Source organism: Psychrobacter sp. TPE 89C (genome assembly GCF_055522395.1).
The window spans coordinates 1-21,546 of the sequence record NZ_JBVFXW010000046.1; the positions used below are offsets into that span (position 1 = coordinate 1).

Here is a 21,546-nt window from a genome sequence, read left to right on the forward strand (position 1 = left end):
CTACCAACTGAGCTAATCACCCGCGAACAATTGCTATGCAATTTATTCAACATCAACTGAGCTCTTAAGTTTGTCACTAAGCTCTGCTGCTGTGGATGTGTATTATATAGATTTATAGTTGCCTGTCAAACAGTTTTTTAAAATTTACGTAAATAATTTAAAATAATTTCTGTATAGCGTTATCGATAGGCGCGCAAGCCACGTGTTTACTGAGGTGGCCATAAAAGCACTTATTATGACTAGCTATTGTTTGATGGCTAAAAACTACTATACTATTGATAATATTTTACGACTCATGCTTTATTTACTTTAATCGTTGGAGGCTGGCATAGATAATTCCATTGTTGAACAAACTGCTACGACCTGGTCTTGGGGTGATTTTGCAGGATTGGGTTTGGTATTGCACATTGTTCTCATGATAGTCATGACGCTACGTGTTGTGTCGGTGCAGCGAAATATAGGTGTGTCGATTGCTTGGGTCGCTGTGCTCTATACAGTGCCTGTTTTTGGATTTATCGCTTATATACTGCTAGGTGAGCCAATGATTGGGCGGCGCTATCGCGAGCGGGTAGACCAAGCGGGCGTATTGATGAATGATATGGCACAGCGTGAGCATTTGGTTTTTGATCAAGGAAAAGACTTATTGCCAGCCAACTATCGCGGTGTCAGTCAAATAGGCACGCGCTGGACAGGGCTTGGGGTATTTCCTAATCATAAAATGCAGTTATTGACTGATCCCAATACTATTTTTCAGAGTCTAATCGAAGATATCAATGCCGCACAGAGCATTATCCTGATGGAGTTTTATATTGTTTATCCTAAGGGGCAGGTGATAGAAGTAATAGAAGCGTTGTCAGCAGCAGCGCAGCGCGGGGTAGAATGTCATATATTGGCGGATAGCGTGGGCAGTTTCAGCTTCTTTAATAGTGATGCACACCAGACATTAGAAAAAGCAGGCGTTTTTGTCCATCAGTCGCTGCCAGTGGGGCTGTTTAAGACATTGTTTAAGCGTTCTGACTTGCGCAATCATCGTAAGCTCGTTGCCATTGATGAATATATTGGCTATATCGGTAGCTTTAACTTGGTCGATCCGAGGTTTTTTAAACAAAATAAAAATGTTGGCCAGTGGATTGATGTGGCAATACGCACGACCAGCCAACACTCTATTAGTATTACGACAGCGATGGCAATCGTGGTAGCCACGGATATTGGTGCCGAAAATAATGACAATCTACACGCACTTAATAAGCGAGTAAATGGCTATACACGTAAGCTATATGTGATGAACCCCACTATTAATGATCTAAACAGTCGGGTAAAAGTGCTAGGAAATAGTATCGACTATCATAAACAGCCAGATATTGGCTCGACATCCATTGTGATACCGAAGATGCCTATCGTAGAGGATGTGATTGCTCAGCTAATACCTTCAGCACCGCAAGTGACGGAACATGTGATTTATAACACCTTGGTCACGGTGATTCATCGCGCCAATAAACGCATTCGTATTACTACTCCGTACTTTGTACCTGATGAAGCCCTGTCGGGTGCATTGACGACCGCCGCTAAGCGTGGGGTGGATGTCACGCTGATTGTGCCTGAAAAAGTTGACTCATTTCTTGTGCAGCACGCATCTCAAGCCTATTATCAAGAGTTGCTGGAAGCAGGTGTGACCATTGCTTTGTTTAAAGGCGGGTTATTGCATACCAAAACAGTGGTGATCGATGATGATTACTGTCTGTTTGGCACTGTGAATATCGATATGCGCAGCTTTTACTTAAATATGGAAGTCAGCTTGGCTATTTATACGCCAGAGATGGTTGCCCAAGTGGCCGATTGCCAAGCGGCTTACTTAGAAAGCTGCCGGTTTTTGAGTTTAGAAGATTGGCAGCAGCGTCGCGGATCAGAGCGGTTGTTTGACAACGTCGTCCGTTTATTTAGTCCTTTATTGTAGCGTTTTCAATTTTAGGGTAAGGTAAACCGCTGATCTGGTTTTGGTGCCATGATGGTTTTATGTTTTCTATTATTAATTTATCCATATAAAGGACGCGCTTGTCTATGTATGCATCGTCTGCATCACCCCTAACGCCTTTTGACTATATCGCAGCAGGTTATTGGCAAGATTTCTTAGCCGGACGAGCCATCGCTGGTGGCATTGCTTACGAAACGGAGCTTCGTGATTGCGTGCTAGATGAGTCGCTGGCAAGCTTACAGCGCATAGATACGCTATTATCGCAGATACGCCGTGAAATGATTAAAGTCGGTCAATGGAATGAAGAATCATTATTGGTCGATGAGCGCTATCGTAATTTCATGATGTTTTTGGCATTTTATGCTGGGCGAGTCTTGGCACAGCAATGGCAAAATATGCCACATTGGTACGGACAGTTTGAGCTACATAAGCGTTATCCAGAACTGTCACTCACAGCGGATGATTTTTATCAGCATATGGCGGTCATTTATCGTGATGACGTTGGTATTAGTGCCGATGCGTCATTGTTTTTTGCACTAGAGCCGATTGGCTTGCGTTTATTTGGTCATATTGACAGGCAGTTTGAGGCGGTACAAGGCTGTCAAGTCGCTAGTGGCCTATATCAAGCAATTAATGCAAGACTGCCAAAGCTAAATGATAGCCAAGTGCTTAAGTCAGGCACACCGGCACCAGTTACTCAAATTACTGAAAGCAACTCAAAGCATGCAGATATAGATACAGATATAAATGAAGGCTCTGACATAGAGAACGTCAAAGCAGTTGATATGCATACGGCATTAGAAAAACAATGGGTAAATGATACGCCAGCTGCTATACCAGAATCTAAAGTACTCGCTCAGCCAGACAGTCAAAGTCAGCTTGCCTTAGCCAAAGAAGAGCCGCTAATAGAACAGGTTAAACCAGTAGAAGGTGCTGATTCAGAACACACTATTCCAAGCAAATTGTCAAAACAGCTATCAAATCAGCCACTGACATCTTCAGCATCACCAGTGCCTTCTTCAAAAGAATTGCCGATGCCAGAAATGTTTATGCAACTGCGCATAGAGTTAGAGACTATTGAGGTGGGTCAGACATCTGGTCAGACTGAATATCAGCAAGCCAGTAATGTATTGGAGCAGTTTGAGCAACACATTGCTAAGCAAAACAAACCGCGAGCGCAGATTGTATTTTCAGAGAATCATTTGGCTGCCAAAAAACAAGCGTTGTTAAAGCTACAAGAGGTTGCAAGAGCTGGAAATACCGCCGCCATGTTACGATTAGCGATGTATGAGTTGCTCGATGAAGGTATAGCGGCTGATAAAAGTACTGCTACAGAATCGGGTACCGCTTGGGTCAAGCAAGCAGCTAGCAAAAATGACAGTCGTGCTCAGCGCCTATTAAGTAAGATGTTTTATCAAGGGCTAGGTGTGGCGCAAGATATTGATAATGGCAAATATTGGCTAGAGCAAGCAGCAGAGAATGGCCATTTGGAAGCCGCAAAAATCGTGGAGCAATGGCAGCAAGCACAAACACTGATAACGACACAGAAGCAAGAGCAGCATAGTATCAAGCGTTATCAGTTATTATTTGCAGCCGTTATAGTGGTCGCGTTACTGATATTGATTATTGTTTAAAGGCTTTTTACTAAGTTAGGCATTTAATTCCTGACTTATGTATGCGATAAAAGTTTATTGTTACGCGCCAAATTCAGGTAGAATTGGCGCAATTTTTACCGCTACCTTCTACTATTCGATCCATTACTAATCTGGGCTACTTCATGCCATCGTCTCATACCTCATCCGATTGTCCTTCATCCGCGATTGATTCTGAATCGTTGACTAGCCAAACTGTCTATCAGCCGCCATCTTATTACCAGTTTGCCATCAGCTTACTTAAGCCCGCGTATCGACTGCAAGTATGGCGACGATCACATAAGCGTGACAACTATCGGCAAGAAGTTGAGCAGCGTTTTGGTAAAAACTATCCATCAGTTCCAGTAGGAAATGCAGAGGATGCTAGCTTCGCACCAGTAGATATGCCTAGCACTGATAAAGGTATCATTTGGTGCCATGCGGTCTCCTTGGGTGAGACCAATACGGTCGCACCGTTGCTCGATATGTTATTGGCTAGTGGGTATCAGATATGGTTAACCAACACTACTCAAACTGGTTTTGCTCGTGGTGCGAGTCGTTTCGCCGATGAGATTGCTCAAGGTCGAATGAGCCACAGTTACGTACCTGTCGATAGCCCTGCCGTGATCGAACGATTTTTAGCTCATGTAAAGCCTGATATCGCATTGTTTGTAGAAACAGAGCTGTGGGCAAATATCTTAACCAAGCTGTCCGAACATCGTATTCCTAGCATCTTGGTAAATGGTCGGCTATCCGCGTCATCTTTTATACGTTATCAAAAGATAGGTTCTGTCAGCCGTAGCATGATGAAAAACCTTGCGTTAATTATTGCGCAAGACAATGAATCAGCCAAACGCTTTCGACAATTGGGTGCTGATAGTGCGAAAATTCGTGTGGCAGGGTCGTTGAAGTGGGTGATTAATACGCCAAAAAACAATACTGCTCATAGCACCGCTCACAGCAATACGGCTGTTACTGATGCGAAGACAGTCGATGTAGAAGACGAATATCAGCATATACAACACCAAAAAATTGAGCTGGCAACAGAGTTTGGTGTCGTAGGTCGACCGATTTGGGTGGCGGCAAGCACGCATGGTGGCGAAGAAAAAATCGCATTATCACTGCACAAACAGCTACTGTCCAATCCTGCACTTGCTGATGCACTACTCATTATAGTACCTAGACATCCTAAGCGTTTTGATGAAGTCGCAGCACTCATTCAAAGTACAGAATTAACAATGGCACGGCGTAGTGCAGAGGAATCTATTAGCGCAGATACGCATGTTTATCTAGCTGATAGTATGGGTGAGCTAATGACGTGGTATCAGTTGGCAGATGTGGCATTAGTTGGTGGTTCTTTGGTTGATGTAGGCGGGCATAACCCCGTTGAGCCAACCAGTATCGCAACGCCTGTACTGATGGGAGGCTATACTCAGTCTTGCCAAACGGTGGTTGATAGATTGTCAGAGGTTGGTGCGTTATATCAACCAAATAATACGTTTTATCATCCTGTTGCTTTAGATGCAGCGAGTACAACCACTTTACCTAAGGCAGGTAAAAATGACGATGTGGCGCTTATTTATCAGCAATTATTATCTTGGTTGAGTCATCTAGATGTTGCAAAGCAGGCAGGACAAGCAGGCGCGCAATTGACTGTGCAGAAACAAGCCGTATTGGTGCGTCAATTCACCATGATTGAAGACGTGATTGAGCAATACTCAAATCAAGAGCTGCTATGAACTGTATATTATTGCCCGCTACGAATTTCTCCAATGACTCAGCAGTAATCAATGAGCTATCGCAAATCAGCCATGTCAATAAAGTACTGGGTGCAACAGTCGGCGACACGCTCAAAATAGGCCAGTTAGAGGGTCATTTAGGCACTGCCGTCATAAAGAGTCTCAGTGCTGATAGTATCCAATTGTGCGATATTCAACTTAATGTTGCTCCACCGCCTAAGTTAGATCTTACGGTCGTATTAGCGCTCCCACGTCCTAAAGTACTGCGACGCTTGATAATGGACATGACCGCATTGGGTGTACGCGATATTATTCTGATTAATAGCTATCGGACGCAAAAAAGCTATTGGCAAAGTCCAATGCTTGAGCGGCTCGATGAGTTTGTATTAGAAGGACTGCAACAAGGTGTTGATACGATCGCACCTCGTATCAGGTTAGAAAAGCGCTTTAAGCCGTTTGTTGAGGATGAGCTGGCAAGTCTAATAACCAATCGTGCTATCGTCGCGCATCCGTATAGTGATCTGTCGTTTGCACAGTACTTACTACAACAAACACCACAGCAATCACTAAGGCTTCCAAGTTTGGTTTGTATCGGTGCTGAAGGTGGCTGGATAGATTACGAGATAGAGCTACTTGCCGCACAAGATTGCACAGCCGTAAATATAGGCCCACGCATCTTACGTACCGAAGCCGCCGTGAATGCTATCTTAGGACAGTGGCTGCTATAGTATGGTCAGAGAGTTGCTAATAGTTAGAAAACGACTAAACGGCTATGACGTTACCTTACTTAGATATACAAGTTACCTTGTTTAGATGTACCGCTTGTACAATCTTCAGTCGGCGGCCTTGTACCTATCTTAGACCTCTTTAGCTATATCAAAAATACCTGAAAATACGCAAAAGCTCTGTGAGTCATTTGGCCGTCAAAGTTGATAAACAGGTATCTCAATAATAATTGCTGATTCATAAAGTTAGCATGATTCTGAATCAAACAAATGGATTGATAATTACTCTCATTTCGATTAGTATATCGTGTTCATCTGTCGCAGTATTGCCCCTTTTGATAGTCAGGGTTTTATTGCCATTCTGTACCATTGCTGTCTTATCTTTTTTAGCATTATTATGGGGAAAACCATGTCATTAAGTGCCATTAGCGCTAACCTAACTTCTACCAAGCTTATCTTGCCTGTTGCCGTATTTGGCATGATGTTGGGATTAGCAGGCTGTAGTAATTCATCTACGACAGAAGAAACTGGAGAAGCGGGTACTGAAGAACAAGCTGCTAACGATGGTGCTACCGGTACAGATGAGCAAACGATTACTATTTATTCTTCACGTAATGAGCAGTTAATTAAGCCATTGCTAGATCGTTATACCGAACAAACAGGTGTGAAGGTTGAGTTGGTGACGGACAGTACAGGCCCGCTGATGGCACGTTTAAAAGCGGAAGGTCAGAACACGCCAGCCGATATGCTGTTGACAGTGGATGCTGGTAACTTATGGCAAGCGGCAGAGCAAGGCCTGTTACAGCCAGTATCGTCTACTGTATTAGAAGCCAACGTTCCTGCAAAATATCGCGATCCAAAAGGTCAGTGGACGGGTCTGTCACTACGCGCCCGTACTATCTTTTATGACCCAAGCAAAGTCAGTGCCGACCAGTTATCTACTTATGCAGATTTAGCCGATCCAAAATGGAAAGGTAAATTATGCCTACGTACATCTAAGAAAGTATACAACCAATCGCTTGTGGCCAGTATGATGGAACATTTGGGCGAAGAAAAAACAGAAGAAATCGTTCGTGGTTGGGTTGATAACTTAGCCACTGACGTATTCAGTGATGACGTTGCTATGCTAGAAGCCATCGCCGCTGGTCAGTGTGAAGTGGGTGTTGCCAATAGTTACTATTACGGTCGTCTGCTAGATGAAAAACCAGATTTCCCTGTCAGCATATTCTGGGCAAACCAAGACACGACTGGTACGCATGTGAACATCTCAGGTGCTGGTGTGGTAGCTGGATCTGATAATCCAGACGGTACGCTTAAACTCATAGAGTGGTTGTCATCTGATGAGGCGCAAGGCCTGTATGCCAGCTCAGATAAAGAGTTCCCAGTCAAAGAAGGGATTGATGAGTCAGACCTACTTAGATCATGGGGCCCATTCAACAAAGATGACATCAACGTGCAGAAGTTTGGAGAATTGCAAACTCAAGCCATTCAGTTGATGGACAAAGCAGGTTATAAATAGGCGTCACTACCAATAATACCAATCTTAAAAACGACAGTAAGCTAGCTAAGTTTGATGCGGCTCATAGTGTTTTTAGGGTTGGTATGATGTAAGGTCTTTATGCGTATGACACGGTAATAATTTATGAGCACAATGCCAGACGCGTCTGTACGTCAGAATGATACAGTCAATGACACGGTAATTGATAATACTATTATTGATAAGCATCAGATTGTCAGCCAAGACCATACTCTCCGTAAACGTATTATCTCAAAATCAGTCTTAGGACTGATTTCGTTGTTTATGCTGGTGCCAATTGTAATCGTACTGCTATCGTGGACACAGCCAGTCGCTGATATCTGGGGTCACATGGCAGAGTATGTACTGCCGCAGGTTCTAAAAAACACCGCGATTTTGTTGTTAATGGTAGTGGTGATTTCTGGAACGGTTGGCACCGCGCTTGCTTGGGTGACCAGCATGTACCGCTTCCCTGGGCAGCGGTTTTTTTCGTGGGCGTTGATGTTGCCGCTCGCGATACCTGCCTATGTTTTAGCATTTGTTACTCTCGGTATTGTGGATTTCAGTGGACCATTGCAGACAGGTCTACGTGATATGGGAATTGGTACCGCGATTCCTTCGGTACGAAATGTCTGGGGTGCAGGTTTGGTATTATCCCTAGCCTTTTACCCCTACGTTTATCTATTGGCACGCCAAGCGTTTTTATCGCAAGGCAGGCGTGCGATAGAGGCAGGGCAGATGCTAGGCTTAAGCCGTGGCCGCGTGTTCTTTCGTTTGGCATTACCGCAAGCACTTCCGTGGATTATTGGTGGGCTATTATTGGCCAGCATGGAGACACTTGCAGACTTTGGTGCAGTGTCAGTCTTCAATGTCGATACGTTTACGACGGCTATCTATAAAGCATGGTTTGGCTTTTTTAGCTTGACCACAGCCGCGCAGCTGGCAGCATTGTTAATCGGCATGATATTTATCGTTGTATTGTTTGAGCAGTATTGGCAGGCAAAGCGCGGTCAGTCTATCACTCAAGGCAGTAGCCAGCGTTTTGAAGTCAGTAAATCAGCTAAATGGGCCATGACATTACTGTGTACGTTCGTGTTTTCAGTGGCTTTTTTCATACCGTTTCTTCAGCTTATCTATTGGACCGCATTAAACTTCAGGCAAGATTTCGATGCGCGTTATATTGGTTTTGTGACCAATAGCCTGATGATTGCGAGTATGACCACAATTTTCATTGGCTTTTTGGCCATTGTTATTGCATGGATAAAACGTCAATATCCTGATAGGTCAACTAAGCTAATGACCACTTTGGCCAACTTGGGTTATGTAGTACCAGGTACAGTATTGGCTGTCGGAATCTTCATTCCAATCGCATGGTTAGACAATCAAATGATTGCCTTTGGCATTACGTCACAGCAAGTACTATCAGGCAGTGTTATTGTTATGCTATTGGCATTATCAACGCGCTTTATGACGGTGAGTTTCCAACCTGTCGACCGTCAATTGCAACGGCTGACTGTCAATCAAGAGGCGGCTGCTAAATTACTGAGTGATAGCGCTTATCAACGATGGCGACATGTGATGTTACCAGTGCTCAGTCCTGGTGTACTGACCGCGTTATTGATGGGCTTTGTCGAAGTGATGAAAGAGATGCCGATTACGCTAATGACCAGACGTCAAGGCTGGGACACGTTGGCAGTACGGGTGTTTGAGATGACCAGTGAAGGCATGTGGGGACGAGCCGCGTTGCCAAGCTTATTGATTGTGCTGGTTGGTCTGTTGCCTGTCTGGATACTATTGCGTCAAAGCGACAAGCAAAGCTAAACGTGGTGTTAACATTCACCTCAAATATTATAGTCTTTCGTCGTAATTTCTCTATCGTTCTACCGCTTTATCTACAGGTTTTATTTACTAATCGCTAACTGGTACCGTCTATGCACACTGATTCAATCAAAGGCTCATCAGGCTCTCAATCAATGGATACTGAAGCAGATACTAGTATCAACCCTTATTTTAGTGTGCAAGATTTAATAGTGGGTTATGACGATACGATCATCGTTAATGGTCTGTCGCTAGTGCTACAGCAAGGCGAGATTGGCTGCTTTTTGGGTTACAGCGGTTGCGGAAAGACCACCGCATTACGCGCCATTGCAGGGCTAGAGCAAAGTCGTGGCGGCAATATTCATTTGAATAATCAGTGCTTAACAGATATCACCAATCGTAAGTCCTATGCAGTAGCCCCAGCCAAGCGTGGCATGGGGATGGTGTTTCAGGACTATGCATTATTCGGTCATCTTAGCGTGGCAAAGAACATCGCTTTTGGTCTTAACAAATGGTCTGCCGCTGACAAAAAAGCACGAGTGGCTGAAATGTTAAGCCTTGTTGAGTTGACCGAGCACGCGGACAAACGTCCGAATGAGCTTTCAGGTGGCCAGCAGCAACGAGTGGCCTTAGCCCGTGCATTAGCGCCGAAGCCTAAACTATTGCTACTTGATGAACCGTTTTCGAATTTGGATGTGGTGCTACGCGAATCATTGGCGATGAATGTCCGTGATATCTTAAAACGCACCAATACCACGGCTATTTTGGTAACCCATGATCAAAACGAAGCCTTTGCATTAGCGGATAAAGTTGGGGTAATGCAAGCAGGTAAGTTAGTGCAATGGGCGACGCCGAGCGAACTTTATCATGAGCCAATCAGTCCTTTCGTTGCCGAGTTCGTCGGCGAGGGTGCGATGATAGATGGCATCATCAAAGAAGGTCATGTTGAGACAGCACTGGGTAATATTTATCGCCGTACGGAAGTCTATGATGAGTCTGGTCAACCGCAGTACTGTGAATATGATTATCCAAACGGCACATTGATTAAGGTGCTGGTACGCCCTGACGATATCATTCATGACGACGATAGTAAGCAGACAGCATTGGTTATCGGGCGTGTGTTTCGTGGTGCGAACTACTTGTATCGCTTACAGCTCGATGATGGGCAGACCGTACTGTCTCTAGTTGCCAGTCATCACAACCATGGCATTGGCACACGCATCGGTATTTTACCCATGCTTGAGCATGTCGTTGTTTTCGATGAAAAGAACATCAATGCGACAACATGGTCAGAGTACGATAGGTCAGAAGAGGCACAGTAGCAGTTAATAGACATTGCTCAAAAGACCTGCTTTTAAATACTTATCTCTCAAAGAAATAAGTATGAAAGCTCGGATAGATTAATGATTACGTATTAATTTAACGAGTGGCTAGTATGTGCAAATAGCGTCCCAGCCACTTGTAGGGTTCTAGTTGTGAGTAGCGCAGTTCCATCCGAATGACTGCTTCTGGATCGTTATGTCCGCCACGCTTAAGCGGTGTATAGTCATGAAACACGCGCAGACCACTGGTGCGTACCGTTTTATAATGATGTGTCGCCAGCCAAGACTCTACTTCTTCTTTAGCGACAGGATAATTGGGGGTTAGGCTTTTTTTGTTATCAGCTTTGTATTCGGGATTATCAAGTAAATTAAAGTTCCCCATGATCAGGTTGCGATAATCGAAGCTCGCTGGGTTATAGAAGCACAGTGACAGCGCACCATTATCTGTTAGATGCTGATCAAAAAAGCTCATGACTGCAGCGGGCTCCGCCAACCATTCAAGTAGGGCATGACAGAGTATCAAATCAAATTTTTCTGTTCTTGCCTGAGCCAGCTTTCCTACAAGATCTTGATACGGGCAAACATACCATGTGATATCTAACACTTGATCACTATTTTCCGCGCTTGCTTTTGCTTTTTCTAGCATATTCTCAGAGATATCATTGATAACCAGGGTATGACCTTGTGCAGCAAGTTCTATCGAAATCTGAGCCAATCCTGCACCTACATCTAAGATACGTAGCGGTCGATTCAGATCTTTGCTCATTTGCGTGCAATATTCAAAGATGTCACGACGCAGTACTGCCAGTCTGATGTCACCTTTCAGACCGCCGTAGACCTTCTTTTCAAAATGATCAGCAATGGCATCAAAGCTACGATCTGCTCGATCGACCTCTATTGGTATGGAACGGTTTGATTCAGATTGGTTGTCTTGAGGTTTAGTTGGCATAAGGCATTCAGATCAATAATTAAGAGGTTTAGAGTATAGTCAGCGCACTACCAAACTGCTACGGTGTTACCCTCCCTAGAAGTACTATATGTACAATCTGCGGTCGGCTGCCTTGTAGCTGTTTTAGATTTCTTTGACTATAAGAAAAGTGTTCAGTTCAATCTAGCGTTTCAAACGTCTATTAATGACCCATTTGAAGATAATTTTCGATAAAATAATAATGACAAATACGACGATAACAAACACCCACATACCATTGCCTTGTAGGTTTTCTTGATAGGCTTTTGCCAAGTATGCCGATAAAGCCATTGCGACTAAAAGTGCTCCCCAACGGACATACGGTACAGCACGATTGTTATGGTTAGGAAATTTAGAAACATAATCGCTCGAAAAGCTATATAGCACCATTGCTAGAATCCAAACAATCGCAAGAATGATATCCATAATAAGAGTAGCCTGTTAGGTCGTTATTTAAGTGTTGTAAAAGATAAGTTAGTGTAGCGTTTAATTTTTTTTTGTCTAGGGCATGTTTTCAATTTACTAGATAGTCATTCAAATGGGCTAAAAATGGCAAAATCAGCCAATCAAAACGTGCCTGTTAGTAATATATTTTCAGAGGATGTTGATTGCTTCAAATATTGCAGTTAATAGGCTGTTTTGCTTGATTTTAATAGTACTCGGAACCCCCTAAATCGGCAAATTTGTGCTAAAATAGCTTCTTTATTTTACTATCAAAAATATCATCATTTTCCCAGTATTTTTCACGCTTTATAGTGTTGCTGTGCCCGTTATATTTATTGGTTTTTATCAGTATTTATAGGCGCTAATAATCTATCTATAAAGCCTGCAAAATTAATAGCGTGGATATGAGTGAAGGAGTGTATATGAGCGAGTCGGTCAGTCCTATTGGCATCGTAGATGAACTGAAGCAGTCCTATCTGGATTATGCGATGAGCGTGATTGTCTCGCGTGCGCTACCTGATGTACGTGATGGGTTCAAACCTGTCCATCGCCGCGTGATGTATGCCATGCATGTACTATCTAATGACTACAATAAACCATACAAGAAGTCAGCACGTGTGGTCGGTGATGTCATCGGTAAGTACCATCCGCATGGTGACAGCGCTGTATATGATGCGATTGTCCGTATGGCACAGGATTTCAGCTTGCGTTATCCGATGGTTGATGGTCAAGGTAACTTTGGCTCGATCGATGATGATCCTCCGGCAGCCATGCGTTATACCGAAGTACGTATGACCAAACTGACTCATCAGATGCTCGCTGATTTGGACAAAGACACGGTCGATTGGGAAGACAACTACGATGGCTCTGAGCGCATGCCAAGCGTCATGCCAGCGCGTATTCCTAACCTGTTGGTCAATGGTGCAACGGGTATTGCTGTCGGTATGGCGACCAACATGGCGCCGCATAACTTGACCGAAGTGATTAATGCTTGTTTGGCGTATGCCGAAAACCCACAAGTTTCAGCTGAAGAGCTGATGTCACATATCTCAGGTCCTGACTTTCCTACGGGCGGTATCATCTATGGCCGTGCCGGTATCTTAGATGCTTATCGTACAGGTAAAGGCCGCTTGCATATTCGTGGTCGTTATCATATCGAGCCGATGAGCAATGCTGGCGTCAACCGTGATCGCGAGCGCATTGTATTCACAGAAGTACCGTATCAAGCCAATAAAGCCAAACTGATTGAGCGTATCGCAGAATTGGTTCGTGATAAAAAAATCGAAGGCATTAGCGAAATTCGTGATGAGTCTGACAAAGACGGTATGCGTATCGCTATTGACTTGCGCCGCGGTGAGACTGCTGAAGTTATTGTTAATAACCTGTTTCTACAAACGCCACTCGAGTCTAGCTTTAGTATCAATATGGTCGCGCTAGATAACGGTCAGCCAAAGATATTGACCTTGCGTCAGTTGATTGCTGCATTTGTCCGTCATCGTCAAGAAGTGGTGACACGTCGTACTATTTACGAATTGAACAAAGCGCGCGTCCGTGGTCATTTGCTTGAAGGCTTAACCGTTGCACTGGCCAATATTGATGAGATTATTGCGACAATTAAAGCATCTGCAAACCGTGGTTTAGCACGTGAAAGCCTGCTAAATAATACGTGGGGCTCAGGTAGCGTCGTTGCGATGCTTACCGCTGCTGGCAGCCAATCTGTACGTCCTGAGTTTATCGAAGGCGAAGATCCTAAAGCACCGTTTGGTTTAATAGAGAATGACGCGAGTTATCGCTTGTCTCTTGAGCAGGTCAATGCCATTTTAGATATGCAGTTGCATCGTCTGACTGGTCTTGAGCAAGACAAATTAACTGAAGAATACCAAGACCTATTACGTGAGATTGCGCATTTAGAGTCTATCCTTGGTGATTTCGATAAGCTAATGACCATTATCTCTAATGAGATGATTGAGATTCGTGATAACTTTGGCGACGAGCGTCGTACGGACATTATTGACTCACGTACTGACTTTAGCCGTGAAGACCTTATTCCAGAGCAAACAGTCGTGATGACAGTGTCGCGTACGGGTTATGCTAAGACTCAGCCAATTGATGATTATGTCGCGCAAAAACGTGGCGGTAAAGGCAAGTCTGCCACGGCAATGAAAGAAGATGATGTGATTGATCATTTAGTCGTGACATCCACTCACTCTACCGTATTGTGCTTCACGGATAGTGGCCGTGTCTTTAGCTTACGTGGTTTTGAGGTGCCTATCGCCAGTCGCGGTGCACGTGGTCGTCCGTTGGTCAATCTAATCGGCTTAAATGGTGATGAAACCGTTACGACGATATTACCGATTCCAAAAATCGTAGAGGACACATCGGTTACAGGTGAGATATCAGACGCAGATATCTTAATAGATAGCGATGATGACTCATTAGAGGGCAGCAACCAAGCAGAGGCGCCTTTTGTATTCTTTGCAACGGCTAATGGTACCGTGAAACGCGTAGAGCTCAAGCAGTTTGCAAATATTCGCTCGAACGGTCTCATTGCAGTTGGTCTAGAAGACGGCGATAAATTGGTCAGCGCTCGTATCACTGATGGTAGCCAAGAAGTGATGTTGTTTGCCTCAAGCGGTAAAGCCATTCGTTTTGATGAGAATGACGCTCGTGCAATGGGCCGTACTGCGAAAGGCGTCCGTGGTATGCGTCTGGCTACTGATGAATTTATCAAATCATTGGTCGTTATCGAAGACGATGTACGTGAAATTCTGATTGCTTGTGAAAATGGCTTTGGTAAACGTACCTTTATCGATGAGTTCAACACCCAAAATCGTGGTGGTGGCGGTGTTATCGCGATCAAAACCAGTGAGCGTAATGGTGCGCTGGTTCGTGCCACTAAGGTTGATCCTGAAGATGACATCATCTTAATCTCTGACAAAGGCACGTTAGTTCGTACGCCAGTTGAGCATGTGGCCAGTTCTGGTCGTAATACTCAAGGTGTCACGCTGATTCGTCTGTCAAAAGATGAGAAGCTGGTTGCTATGGCACGTGTTGAACACCAAGAAGGCGATGATGAGCTTATCGATGCCATGAAAGAAGATGGTACGTTCGATGTAGAAGGTCAAGAGCAGATAGACATCGATGCGGCGACTGGTGACGCAGTGTCAACCGACGTTAGTGATGTTATTGATATTGCAAACAGTGATGAATTAGACGGCGAGTAAGTGCCTCAGTAGTTAGCTTTTTGATCTAGTCTTATATGATTGTTCTAGAAAAGCCTCTGACGTTATCGTCGGAGGCTTTTTTGTTTTTCTGAGGATTATTAATTTTGAGGTCTGCTATTCGCTCTTAAGTTATATAAACCTTAGCTTCTATAATTTTTTATAAATTACGCCCATAAAGTTATATTTTTAAGGCTGTTGTTATGTTTACGACCAATCAAACCTTTCAAGGTACCCTTGCATCGATATCATCGAGCTTTTTATTCGCGATGATGTTTTTGTTCGGGCTTTTTATGCTGCCCTTAACTGGCACACAAGTCGCGTCATGGCGTGTGTTGATGATGCTGTTGAGTCTGATGTTACTAGTCAGTTTTACCAAGCAGTGGCAGCATGTGTTTGACTATATAAAGACGCTCAAGACGATTAAAGAATGGTTAATATTTATATTACCCGCACCAATTTTGGGTGGACAGATTTGGCTGTTTATGTGGGCACCGGTGAACGGCTTTGGTTTGGATGTCACTTTGGGCTACTTTCTATTGCCGCTAGTGATGATAGTATTGGGTCGGTTTTTTTATCATGAGTATATGAGCGTATTACAGTGGGCGGCAGCGCTATTTGCAGCGATGGGTATTGGCTATGATATATTCCAATATGGGTCGATATCTTGGGTGACGCTGTTTGTATGCTTGGGTTATCCGCCGTACTATCTGCTGCGGCGTACACTGTCTGTGCCACCAGTGACGGGTCTGCTGTTTGATCTGACATTGCTGACGCCAGTGGTACTCACCATGCTATATGTTAGTGGTGGCTTTAGTGTGGCAACACAAGACATGAAATTTTGGTATCTATTGCCATTGCTTGGTGCTTTTAGTGCGCTGGCGATGTCATTGACAATGATTGCTAGTAGTAAGCTACCCGTGTCCTTATTTGGGGCATTAAGCTATGTAGAGCCTATGCTGCTATTTGTGTTATCTATTACCGTTCTCAGTCAGAGTCTTGAGGAGGGCGGCTCTCTCTTTATGTACGGCATGATTACGCTTGCGCTACTGGTTATGATGGCGGATAGTGCGACAGGCTATATGGTTCGTCGCCGTGATGATCACCTGCATGGTTATAGAGAACCACAGATAGGGGGCTTTCCTCCACGGCGTCATTTTATCAATCAGCGCATCGATGGCGTGCTGACAGCCCATCGTTTTCGTAAGAAACGCCGCTACCAAAAAAAGATGAATAAGATACAGCAGAAAATAGAGAAACTTGATTTAAAATAATTAGTTAGGTGTATTTAATTTACTCAATGAAGAAGTTGAGACAATAGGTGAACACTGGTATTGCTTATCTGTTTTGACTTTGACATAATGCCGACCATGATGTAAGCACCATACATTTAAAGCGTTTATCTTAGATTGCGCGACGACCTTATTTGCAAAAGCCTCAGACGTTCTCGTCTGAGGCTTTTGTTTTTTTTAAAAATTGCCAAGGATGTGCACCAATCGTTAAAGGCCGCTGCCATGATGACTACTAACCAAACCTCGCAGGGTACAATCACTGCCGTGGCTGCAAATTTTTTGTATTCACTGCTGTTCTTATTTGGCTTACTACTGCAACCATTATCAGGTACACAGGTTGCGTCGTGGCGCGTGCTGACGATGTTTTTTAGTTTGGTGTTGCTAGTCACTTTACTAAAGCAGTGGCAGCATATTTTTGATTATCTAAAAACATTAAAAAACGCGAAAGAGTGGTTTTTATTCATACTACCCACACCGATTTTGGGTGCGCAAATTTGGATATTCATGTGGGCACCCGTCAATGGCTTGGGGCTGGAAGTAACGTTAGGCTACTTCTTATATCCGATGATTATGATTGTGGTTGGTCGGTTTTTCTATAATGAAGACATGAGCCTACTCCAGTGGGTTGCCATCGGATGCGCAGGCTTTGGTATTGCTTATGATATCTTTCAATATGGTGCTATTTCTTGGGCGACGTTGTTTGTCTGCTTGGGTTACCCGCCTTATTATTTATTGCGTCGTTATTTGGCAGTGCCGCCCATCACTGGTCTTATATCGGATCTTGTATTGTTGTTACCAGTCGTATTGGTTGCGCTGTATATGAATGGTGGCTTTGAAGTAGCGATAACCAACCATAAACTGTGGTATCTGTTGCCTTTACTTGGCATTATTAGTACCGCTGCGATGTCGTTGACGATGATAGCGAGTCGAAAGCTCCCCGTCTCACTGTTTGGCACTTTATGCTACCTTGAGCCGATATTCTTGTTTATATTTTCCATTGCTATTTTGGATCATAATGTCGAAGAAGGCTCGATGCTGATGTACAGCATGATTTTTATCGCATTGCTTATCATGATTGCGGACAGTGCACTTGGTTATATGGCACGCAAACGTGACGACCGACTACATGGCTACAATGAGCCACAAGTGGGTAGTTTTCCACCGCGCCGTCGTCTCAAAAATCGCCGTATTAAAGGCGTATTAGCCGCGCATCGGTTTCGTAAAATTAAAAAGTATCAGCAAAAAATAGATAAGATGACACGCAAAATCGAAGCATTGCATTTAAAGTAAATCTTGCCATGGTGTCTATATAAATCTGACTTGGCGGGCTATATCTTTTGGCATAACGCGATACAGTTTCTGTGTCAAAGATGAGGTAATTACGCTATTATCAAGAGCAGTGCTGCCAGACTTAGAGAAATGCAGCACACCCTATATAAAATATTATTGCTCATTCACACTATAACTAGGATGGTTTATGTTGCATCTTCATCATTTAGCAAACTCACGCTCGTTCCGTATTTTATGGCTGTTAGAAGAGTTAAACGTCGATTATAACTTGACGAGCTACGAGCGCACTAAAGCATATCGCGCGCCAGAAAGCTTAAAAAAAGTGCACCCACTTGGCAATGTACCCATACTAGAAGTGAATGATCGCGCGCTGATTGAGTCAGGATTTATCATTGAGTATCTACTCAAGCATTATGATAAAGAGCAGCAGTTTAAACCTACTGATGACAACGAAGCAGCATGGGAAGCTTATACTTTTTGGTTACACTTTGCTGAGTCATCACTGATGCCACTGCTAGTAATGCGTTTGGTATTCACCAAAGTGGTTCAGCAGTCCCCAATGCTGATCAGGCCCATTAGTAAAAAAATCCAGGGTCAAGTCGAAAAAAACATGATAAGCAGCGGTCTAGAAAAAATGCTGTATATGATCGAGCAGCGCTTGCAAGACAATCATTGGTTTGCAGGCAGTGAGTTCAGTGCTGCTGATATTCAGATGCACCTTGCGATTGCTGGAGCCAATGCAGGTGAAGGTTTAGACAGTCGCAAATATGCCAATATTTTAAATTGGCTAAAACGTTGTGAAGAGCGCGATGCCTTCAAACGTGCAGAAGCCAAAGGCGGGCGTTTGCAGTTTTAGACGAGCTATATTTAATCAATGATAAATAACTAATTTGATAGTAAAATGAAAGGTTTTGTTTATTTATAGACAAAACCTTTTTTAGGATTACAAATGACAGATTCGAATAAATTAAACACCAAAAAAATTGATACAGACAACACTGCTGACTCTCAAATGGATAGAGCCGCTGTGAATAGCCAGCAAGTCTCTATCAAATCTTGGTCGCAGAAAATTTTGGTTGTAATACTATGCGCAGCGAGCTTTTATGGTGGTTGGAAGTCTTATGAGTCCAACATGGTCAATGAATGTACGGCCAATGGTGGGCAGATGGTTGAAGCACAAAAAACCATGATGTGCCAATTGTCATAGCAGATAAATATCATGTGTAAGGGAGGTGATCTATGTTGAAGCTGACTTTTTTGGGTACCTCTGCCGGTGTGCCAACCAAACAGCGAAATGTGACCGCACTGGCGATTGAATGCCTGAATCCTTATTTATCTGGCACGCAACAGGGTAATAAGTCACAGAGTGCTAATCAAAATAAAAAATCTCGTCCATGGATACTGATAGATTGTGGTGAAGGCACGCAGCAGCAACTGTTACATACCAGACTCTCTGTGCATCAGCTAGCCGCTATCTGTATCACCCATGTGCATGGCGATCACTGCTACGGTTTGCCAGGATTATTGGCCAGTGCAGCTATGTCAGGACGCCGCGAGCCGCTGACACTCATTGCCCCAAAAGCCATCGCGACATTGCTCGAAGCCATTACCTTAACCACGGAATTGTATTTACCTTTTGCTCTTAACTTTATAGCGATTGAAGACATGCTGTCTGTGCAAAGTGATACAAACAAGGTGAATATTCGATTAAGTGACCAGCATCAGCTTGATATTGATATCACACCGCTATCACATCGGGTTGCCTCTCATGCATTTGGCATCACGCAGACTATCCATCATCGTACGCTTGATACGGATAAACTGCTAGCGCAAGGTATTCCTGCAAGCGCACTGTGGGGTAAATTGCAGCAAGGGGAAGATGTCATCACTGAAGAGGGTCAGCAATTATGTGCAGATGATTATGTCAATGATAACCTATCACGAACGCGAGTAGTGGTGGCTGGAGATAACGATACGCCAGCGTGTCTCACGGCGGCGTTGGTCGACACGGATTTATTGGTGCATGAAGCAACGTATACACATGAGGTACTGACTAAGATTCAAGCCAAAAATCCAGAGTTTGATCCGATGCATAGTAGTGCGCAATTGGTGGCAGATTTTGTGGAAAAAAGTGGCGTAAATAATCTAATATTGACGCACTTTAGCGCGCGTTATCAGGGTTTTGATAATCCTAATAGCAAGACACCAAATATGGCATACATTCGTTTAGATGCTAAGAGCGTTTACAAAGGCAATCTATGGCTGGCGGCAGATTTTGACCAATATATGGTCGATGGCGCAGTTGACGTGGCAAGTAATCAAAAGGGCAGTCAAGAAGACAAAAGCGTGCAGTATATAGGCTCTGCACGCAGTGATTAGATATGGTTTAGCATTAGATATAGCTTAGCGTTAAATATGGCTTAGCGCTTACCGTCTGCAATTTCCAATTGCGTTACACCACTCCAGTATCGACTGAACTGGTAAGCAACTCGTCCTGAGCGACCACCACGTTCAGAGGCCCAACGTAGCGCATCCTTTTTGATCTTGTCAGGCATGGTCTGGCTTTCCAAAGCATTCTTAGCATCGCTATCCATATCAGCTGAGATTTTCTGCTGTTCTAAATTCAGATAATGCTGAACGATATGCAGATAAGTCTGCTGATCCATAGGATGGAAAGTGAGTGATAAACCGAATCTATCTGACAATGACACGGTCTCATCAATGGCTTCATAAGGATTGACTTCATCCGTCTGACCATTGTAGATATTAATATTGTCTTTCATCATTTGTGGTAGCAGGCGACGGCGATTACTGGTGGCATAGACCAGTAGCTTGTCTTGCTCAGAGTCTAGCGAGCCATCAAGCACGCTCTTTAGCGTACGATAGCTTTCATCTTGACCGTCAAATGCGAGATCATCACAGTATACGATGTAGCGGCAATCACAATCTGCTGGTAGGGCGTTAATGGCAGCGCGAATCTTATCTAATATTTGCAGATCATCGCGAGCAACTTCAATAATACGCAAGCCTTCACTATGATGGGCTTGAAGCAAGGCGCGAATCAATGATGATTTACCGGCACCGCGTGTCCCTGACATTAAGACGTGATTGGCAGGATAACCTTTAATAAACTGACGGGTGTTTTGTACCAGTTTAGACTTTTGCGTATCGATACCATGCAAGTCATCTAAGCTCAAAAATAAGTTGACTGACAAAGGCTCTAAGTTGCCAGTGCGTCCACCAACCCAGCGATAAGCAAGCTGATTCGGATCGATTTCAATCGTCGGTGTAACCTGCTCTTTTAAGTACTGACTGAGTAAGTCTAGTAAAGGTTGAGGTAGGGCATAAGTAGGCTGATCAGATGGCGCGGTTGGGATGGTTGATTGTGACATAGTGGCTCTAGCAATTAAGGTTGTCTGTAATACCATACCCAAAAATATCATTAACGTGGCTAAACTTTTGGCGCCTACTGAGCGTAGTATTAGGGTGTGTCATCAATTAGCACATTAATACGTTTAGTGGCCTTAAAATGGCTAAATTTTGCTAAACATCGTCAGAAATTTTGTCAATATGTTCATATTAACGGCAATTTCTTCCTTGTTTATCTAC

16 protein-coding genes are annotated in these 21,546 nt (G+C 43.8%); 13 read left to right on the forward strand and 3 right to left on the reverse strand.

Annotation, left to right across the window (positions count from 1 at the left end; all coding sequences use genetic code 11):
* The first annotated feature begins 316 nt into the window (after nt 1-316).
* The 7 genes from ACZW67_RS11890 (at nt 317) to ACZW67_RS11920 (ending at nt 10,723) form a co-directional block, all read left to right on the forward strand.
* Nucleotides 317-1,954, forward strand: a complete 1,638-nt coding sequence (locus ACZW67_RS11890) for a cardiolipin synthase (RefSeq protein ID WP_465183420.1) — start codon at nt 317-319, stop codon at nt 1,952-1,954.
* Nucleotides 1,955-2,058: 104 nt separating this feature from the next.
* Nucleotides 2,059-3,606, forward strand: coding sequence for a tetratricopeptide repeat protein (locus ACZW67_RS11895; RefSeq protein ID WP_465183421.1), 1,548 nt, complete (start codon nt 2,059-2,061; stop codon nt 3,604-3,606).
* 143 nt (nt 3,607-3,749) lie between these two features.
* The gene (locus ACZW67_RS11900; protein WP_110922340.1) at nt 3,750-5,342 is read left to right on the forward strand and encodes a 3-deoxy-D-manno-octulosonic acid transferase; all 1,593 of its coding nucleotides are present in this window, start codon (nt 3,750-3,752) and stop codon (nt 5,340-5,342) included.
* On the forward strand, nt 5,339-6,070 hold the full coding sequence (locus tag ACZW67_RS11905; RefSeq protein WP_465183422.1) for a 16S rRNA (uracil(1498)-N(3))-methyltransferase: 732 nt from the start codon (nt 5,339-5,341) through the stop codon (nt 6,068-6,070). Before ACZW67_RS11900 ends, ACZW67_RS11905 begins: the two co-directional genes overlap by 4 nt.
* Nucleotides 6,071-6,476: 406 nt before the next feature.
* On the forward strand, nt 6,477-7,586 hold the full coding sequence (locus ACZW67_RS11910) for an extracellular solute-binding protein (RefSeq protein WP_110922342.1): 1,110 nt from the start codon (nt 6,477-6,479) through the stop codon (nt 7,584-7,586).
* Between the two features lie 123 nt (nt 7,587-7,709).
* Nucleotides 7,710-9,404: an ABC transporter permease gene (locus tag ACZW67_RS11915; RefSeq protein ID WP_465183423.1), complete on the forward strand. Its 1,695-nt coding sequence runs from the start codon at nt 7,710-7,712 to the stop codon at nt 9,402-9,404.
* A 110-nt stretch (nt 9,405-9,514) separates the two neighbouring features.
* A complete protein-coding gene (locus tag ACZW67_RS11920; protein WP_465183424.1) occupies nt 9,515-10,723 on the forward strand; it encodes an ABC transporter ATP-binding protein in 1,209 nt (402 codons plus the stop codon).
* Nucleotides 10,724-10,820: 97 nt separating this feature from the next.
* Here the strand turns inward: ACZW67_RS11920 and ACZW67_RS11925 are convergent, their stop codons facing one another.
* Complete coding sequence (locus ACZW67_RS11925) at nt 10,821-11,672, reverse strand: methyltransferase (protein WP_465183425.1); 852 nt, start codon at nt 11,670-11,672, stop codon at nt 10,821-10,823.
* Nucleotides 11,673-11,834: 162 nt separating this feature from the next.
* Nucleotides 11,835-12,116 carry a hypothetical protein gene (locus ACZW67_RS11930; protein ID WP_110922345.1) on the reverse strand — a complete coding sequence of 94 codons (282 nt, stop codon included), beginning with the start codon at nt 12,114-12,116 and terminating at the stop codon, nt 11,835-11,837.
* Between the two features lie 440 nt (nt 12,117-12,556).
* On the opposite strand from ACZW67_RS11930, the gene gyrA reads away from it, so the two are divergent.
* From gyrA to ACZW67_RS11960, 6 genes are all read left to right on the forward strand, one after another.
* A complete protein-coding gene (gene gyrA, locus ACZW67_RS11935; RefSeq protein ID WP_465183426.1) occupies nt 12,557-15,358 on the forward strand; it encodes a DNA gyrase subunit A in 2,802 nt (933 codons plus the stop codon).
* 200 nt (nt 15,359-15,558) lie between these two features.
* The gene (gene rarD, locus ACZW67_RS11940; protein ID WP_465183427.1) at nt 15,559-16,629 is read left to right on the forward strand and encodes an EamA family transporter RarD; all 1,071 of its coding nucleotides are present in this window, start codon (nt 15,559-15,561) and stop codon (nt 16,627-16,629) included.
* 240 nt (nt 16,630-16,869) lie between these two features.
* Nucleotides 16,870-17,937: an EamA family transporter RarD gene (gene rarD, locus ACZW67_RS11945; protein ID WP_110922348.1), complete on the forward strand. Its 1,068-nt coding sequence runs from the start codon at nt 16,870-16,872 to the stop codon at nt 17,935-17,937.
* A gap of 187 nt (nt 17,938-18,124) precedes the next feature.
* On the forward strand, nt 18,125-18,793 hold the full coding sequence (locus ACZW67_RS11950; RefSeq protein ID WP_465183428.1) for a glutathione S-transferase: 669 nt from the start codon (nt 18,125-18,127) through the stop codon (nt 18,791-18,793).
* A gap of 93 nt (nt 18,794-18,886) precedes the next feature.
* Entirely contained in the window at nt 18,887-19,144 is a 258-nt protein-coding gene (locus tag ACZW67_RS11955; RefSeq protein WP_465183429.1) for a hypothetical protein, read from the forward strand.
* A gap of 32 nt (nt 19,145-19,176) precedes the next feature.
* On the forward strand, nt 19,177-20,316 hold the full coding sequence (locus ACZW67_RS11960) for a ribonuclease Z (RefSeq protein ID WP_465183430.1): 1,140 nt from the start codon (nt 19,177-19,179) through the stop codon (nt 20,314-20,316).
* A 41-nt stretch (nt 20,317-20,357) separates the two neighbouring features.
* Here ACZW67_RS11960 and ACZW67_RS11965 read toward each other — a convergent pair whose 3' ends face one another.
* The gene (locus ACZW67_RS11965; RefSeq protein WP_465183431.1) at nt 20,358-21,329 is read right to left on the reverse strand and encodes an ATP-binding protein; all 972 of its coding nucleotides are present in this window, start codon (nt 21,327-21,329) and stop codon (nt 20,358-20,360) included.
* Nucleotides 21,330-21,546 lie beyond the last annotated feature (217 nt).

What these genes read in the sequence shown, in the direction of transcription:
- ACZW67_RS11895 (WP_465183421.1), top strand. Translation starts at nt 2,059, where the DNA reads ATGTATGCATCGTCTGCATCACCCCTAACGCCTTTTGACTATATCGCA.
- ACZW67_RS11900 (WP_110922340.1), top strand. Translation starts at nt 3,750, where the DNA reads ATGCCATCGTCTCATACCTCATCCGATTGTCCTTCATCCGCGATTGAT.
- ACZW67_RS11905 (WP_465183422.1), top strand. Translation starts at nt 5,339, where the DNA reads ATGAACTGTATATTATTGCCCGCTACGAATTTCTCCAATGACTCAGCA.
- ACZW67_RS11910 (WP_110922342.1), top strand. Translation starts at nt 6,477, where the DNA reads ATGTCATTAAGTGCCATTAGCGCTAACCTAACTTCTACCAAGCTTATC.
- ACZW67_RS11915 (WP_465183423.1), top strand. Translation starts at nt 7,710, where the DNA reads ATGAGCACAATGCCAGACGCGTCTGTACGTCAGAATGATACAGTCAAT.
- ACZW67_RS11920 (WP_465183424.1), top strand. Translation starts at nt 9,515, where the DNA reads ATGCACACTGATTCAATCAAAGGCTCATCAGGCTCTCAATCAATGGAT.
- ACZW67_RS11925 (WP_465183425.1), bottom strand. Translation starts at nt 11,672, where the DNA reads ATGCCAACTAAACCTCAAGACAACCAATCTGAATCAAACCGTTCCATA.
- ACZW67_RS11930 (WP_110922345.1), bottom strand. Translation starts at nt 12,116, where the DNA reads ATGGATATCATTCTTGCGATTGTTTGGATTCTAGCAATGGTGCTATAT.
- gyrA (WP_465183426.1), top strand. Translation starts at nt 12,557, where the DNA reads ATGAGCGAGTCGGTCAGTCCTATTGGCATCGTAGATGAACTGAAGCAG.
- rarD (WP_465183427.1), top strand. Translation starts at nt 15,559, where the DNA reads ATGTTTACGACCAATCAAACCTTTCAAGGTACCCTTGCATCGATATCA.
- rarD (WP_110922348.1), top strand. Translation starts at nt 16,870, where the DNA reads ATGATGACTACTAACCAAACCTCGCAGGGTACAATCACTGCCGTGGCT.
- ACZW67_RS11950 (WP_465183428.1), top strand. Translation starts at nt 18,125, where the DNA reads ATGTTGCATCTTCATCATTTAGCAAACTCACGCTCGTTCCGTATTTTA.
- ACZW67_RS11955 (WP_465183429.1), top strand. Translation starts at nt 18,887, where the DNA reads ATGACAGATTCGAATAAATTAAACACCAAAAAAATTGATACAGACAAC.
- ACZW67_RS11960 (WP_465183430.1), top strand. Translation starts at nt 19,177, where the DNA reads ATGTTGAAGCTGACTTTTTTGGGTACCTCTGCCGGTGTGCCAACCAAA.
- ACZW67_RS11965 (WP_465183431.1), bottom strand. Translation starts at nt 21,329, where the DNA reads ATGTCACAATCAACCATCCCAACCGCGCCATCTGATCAGCCTACTTAT.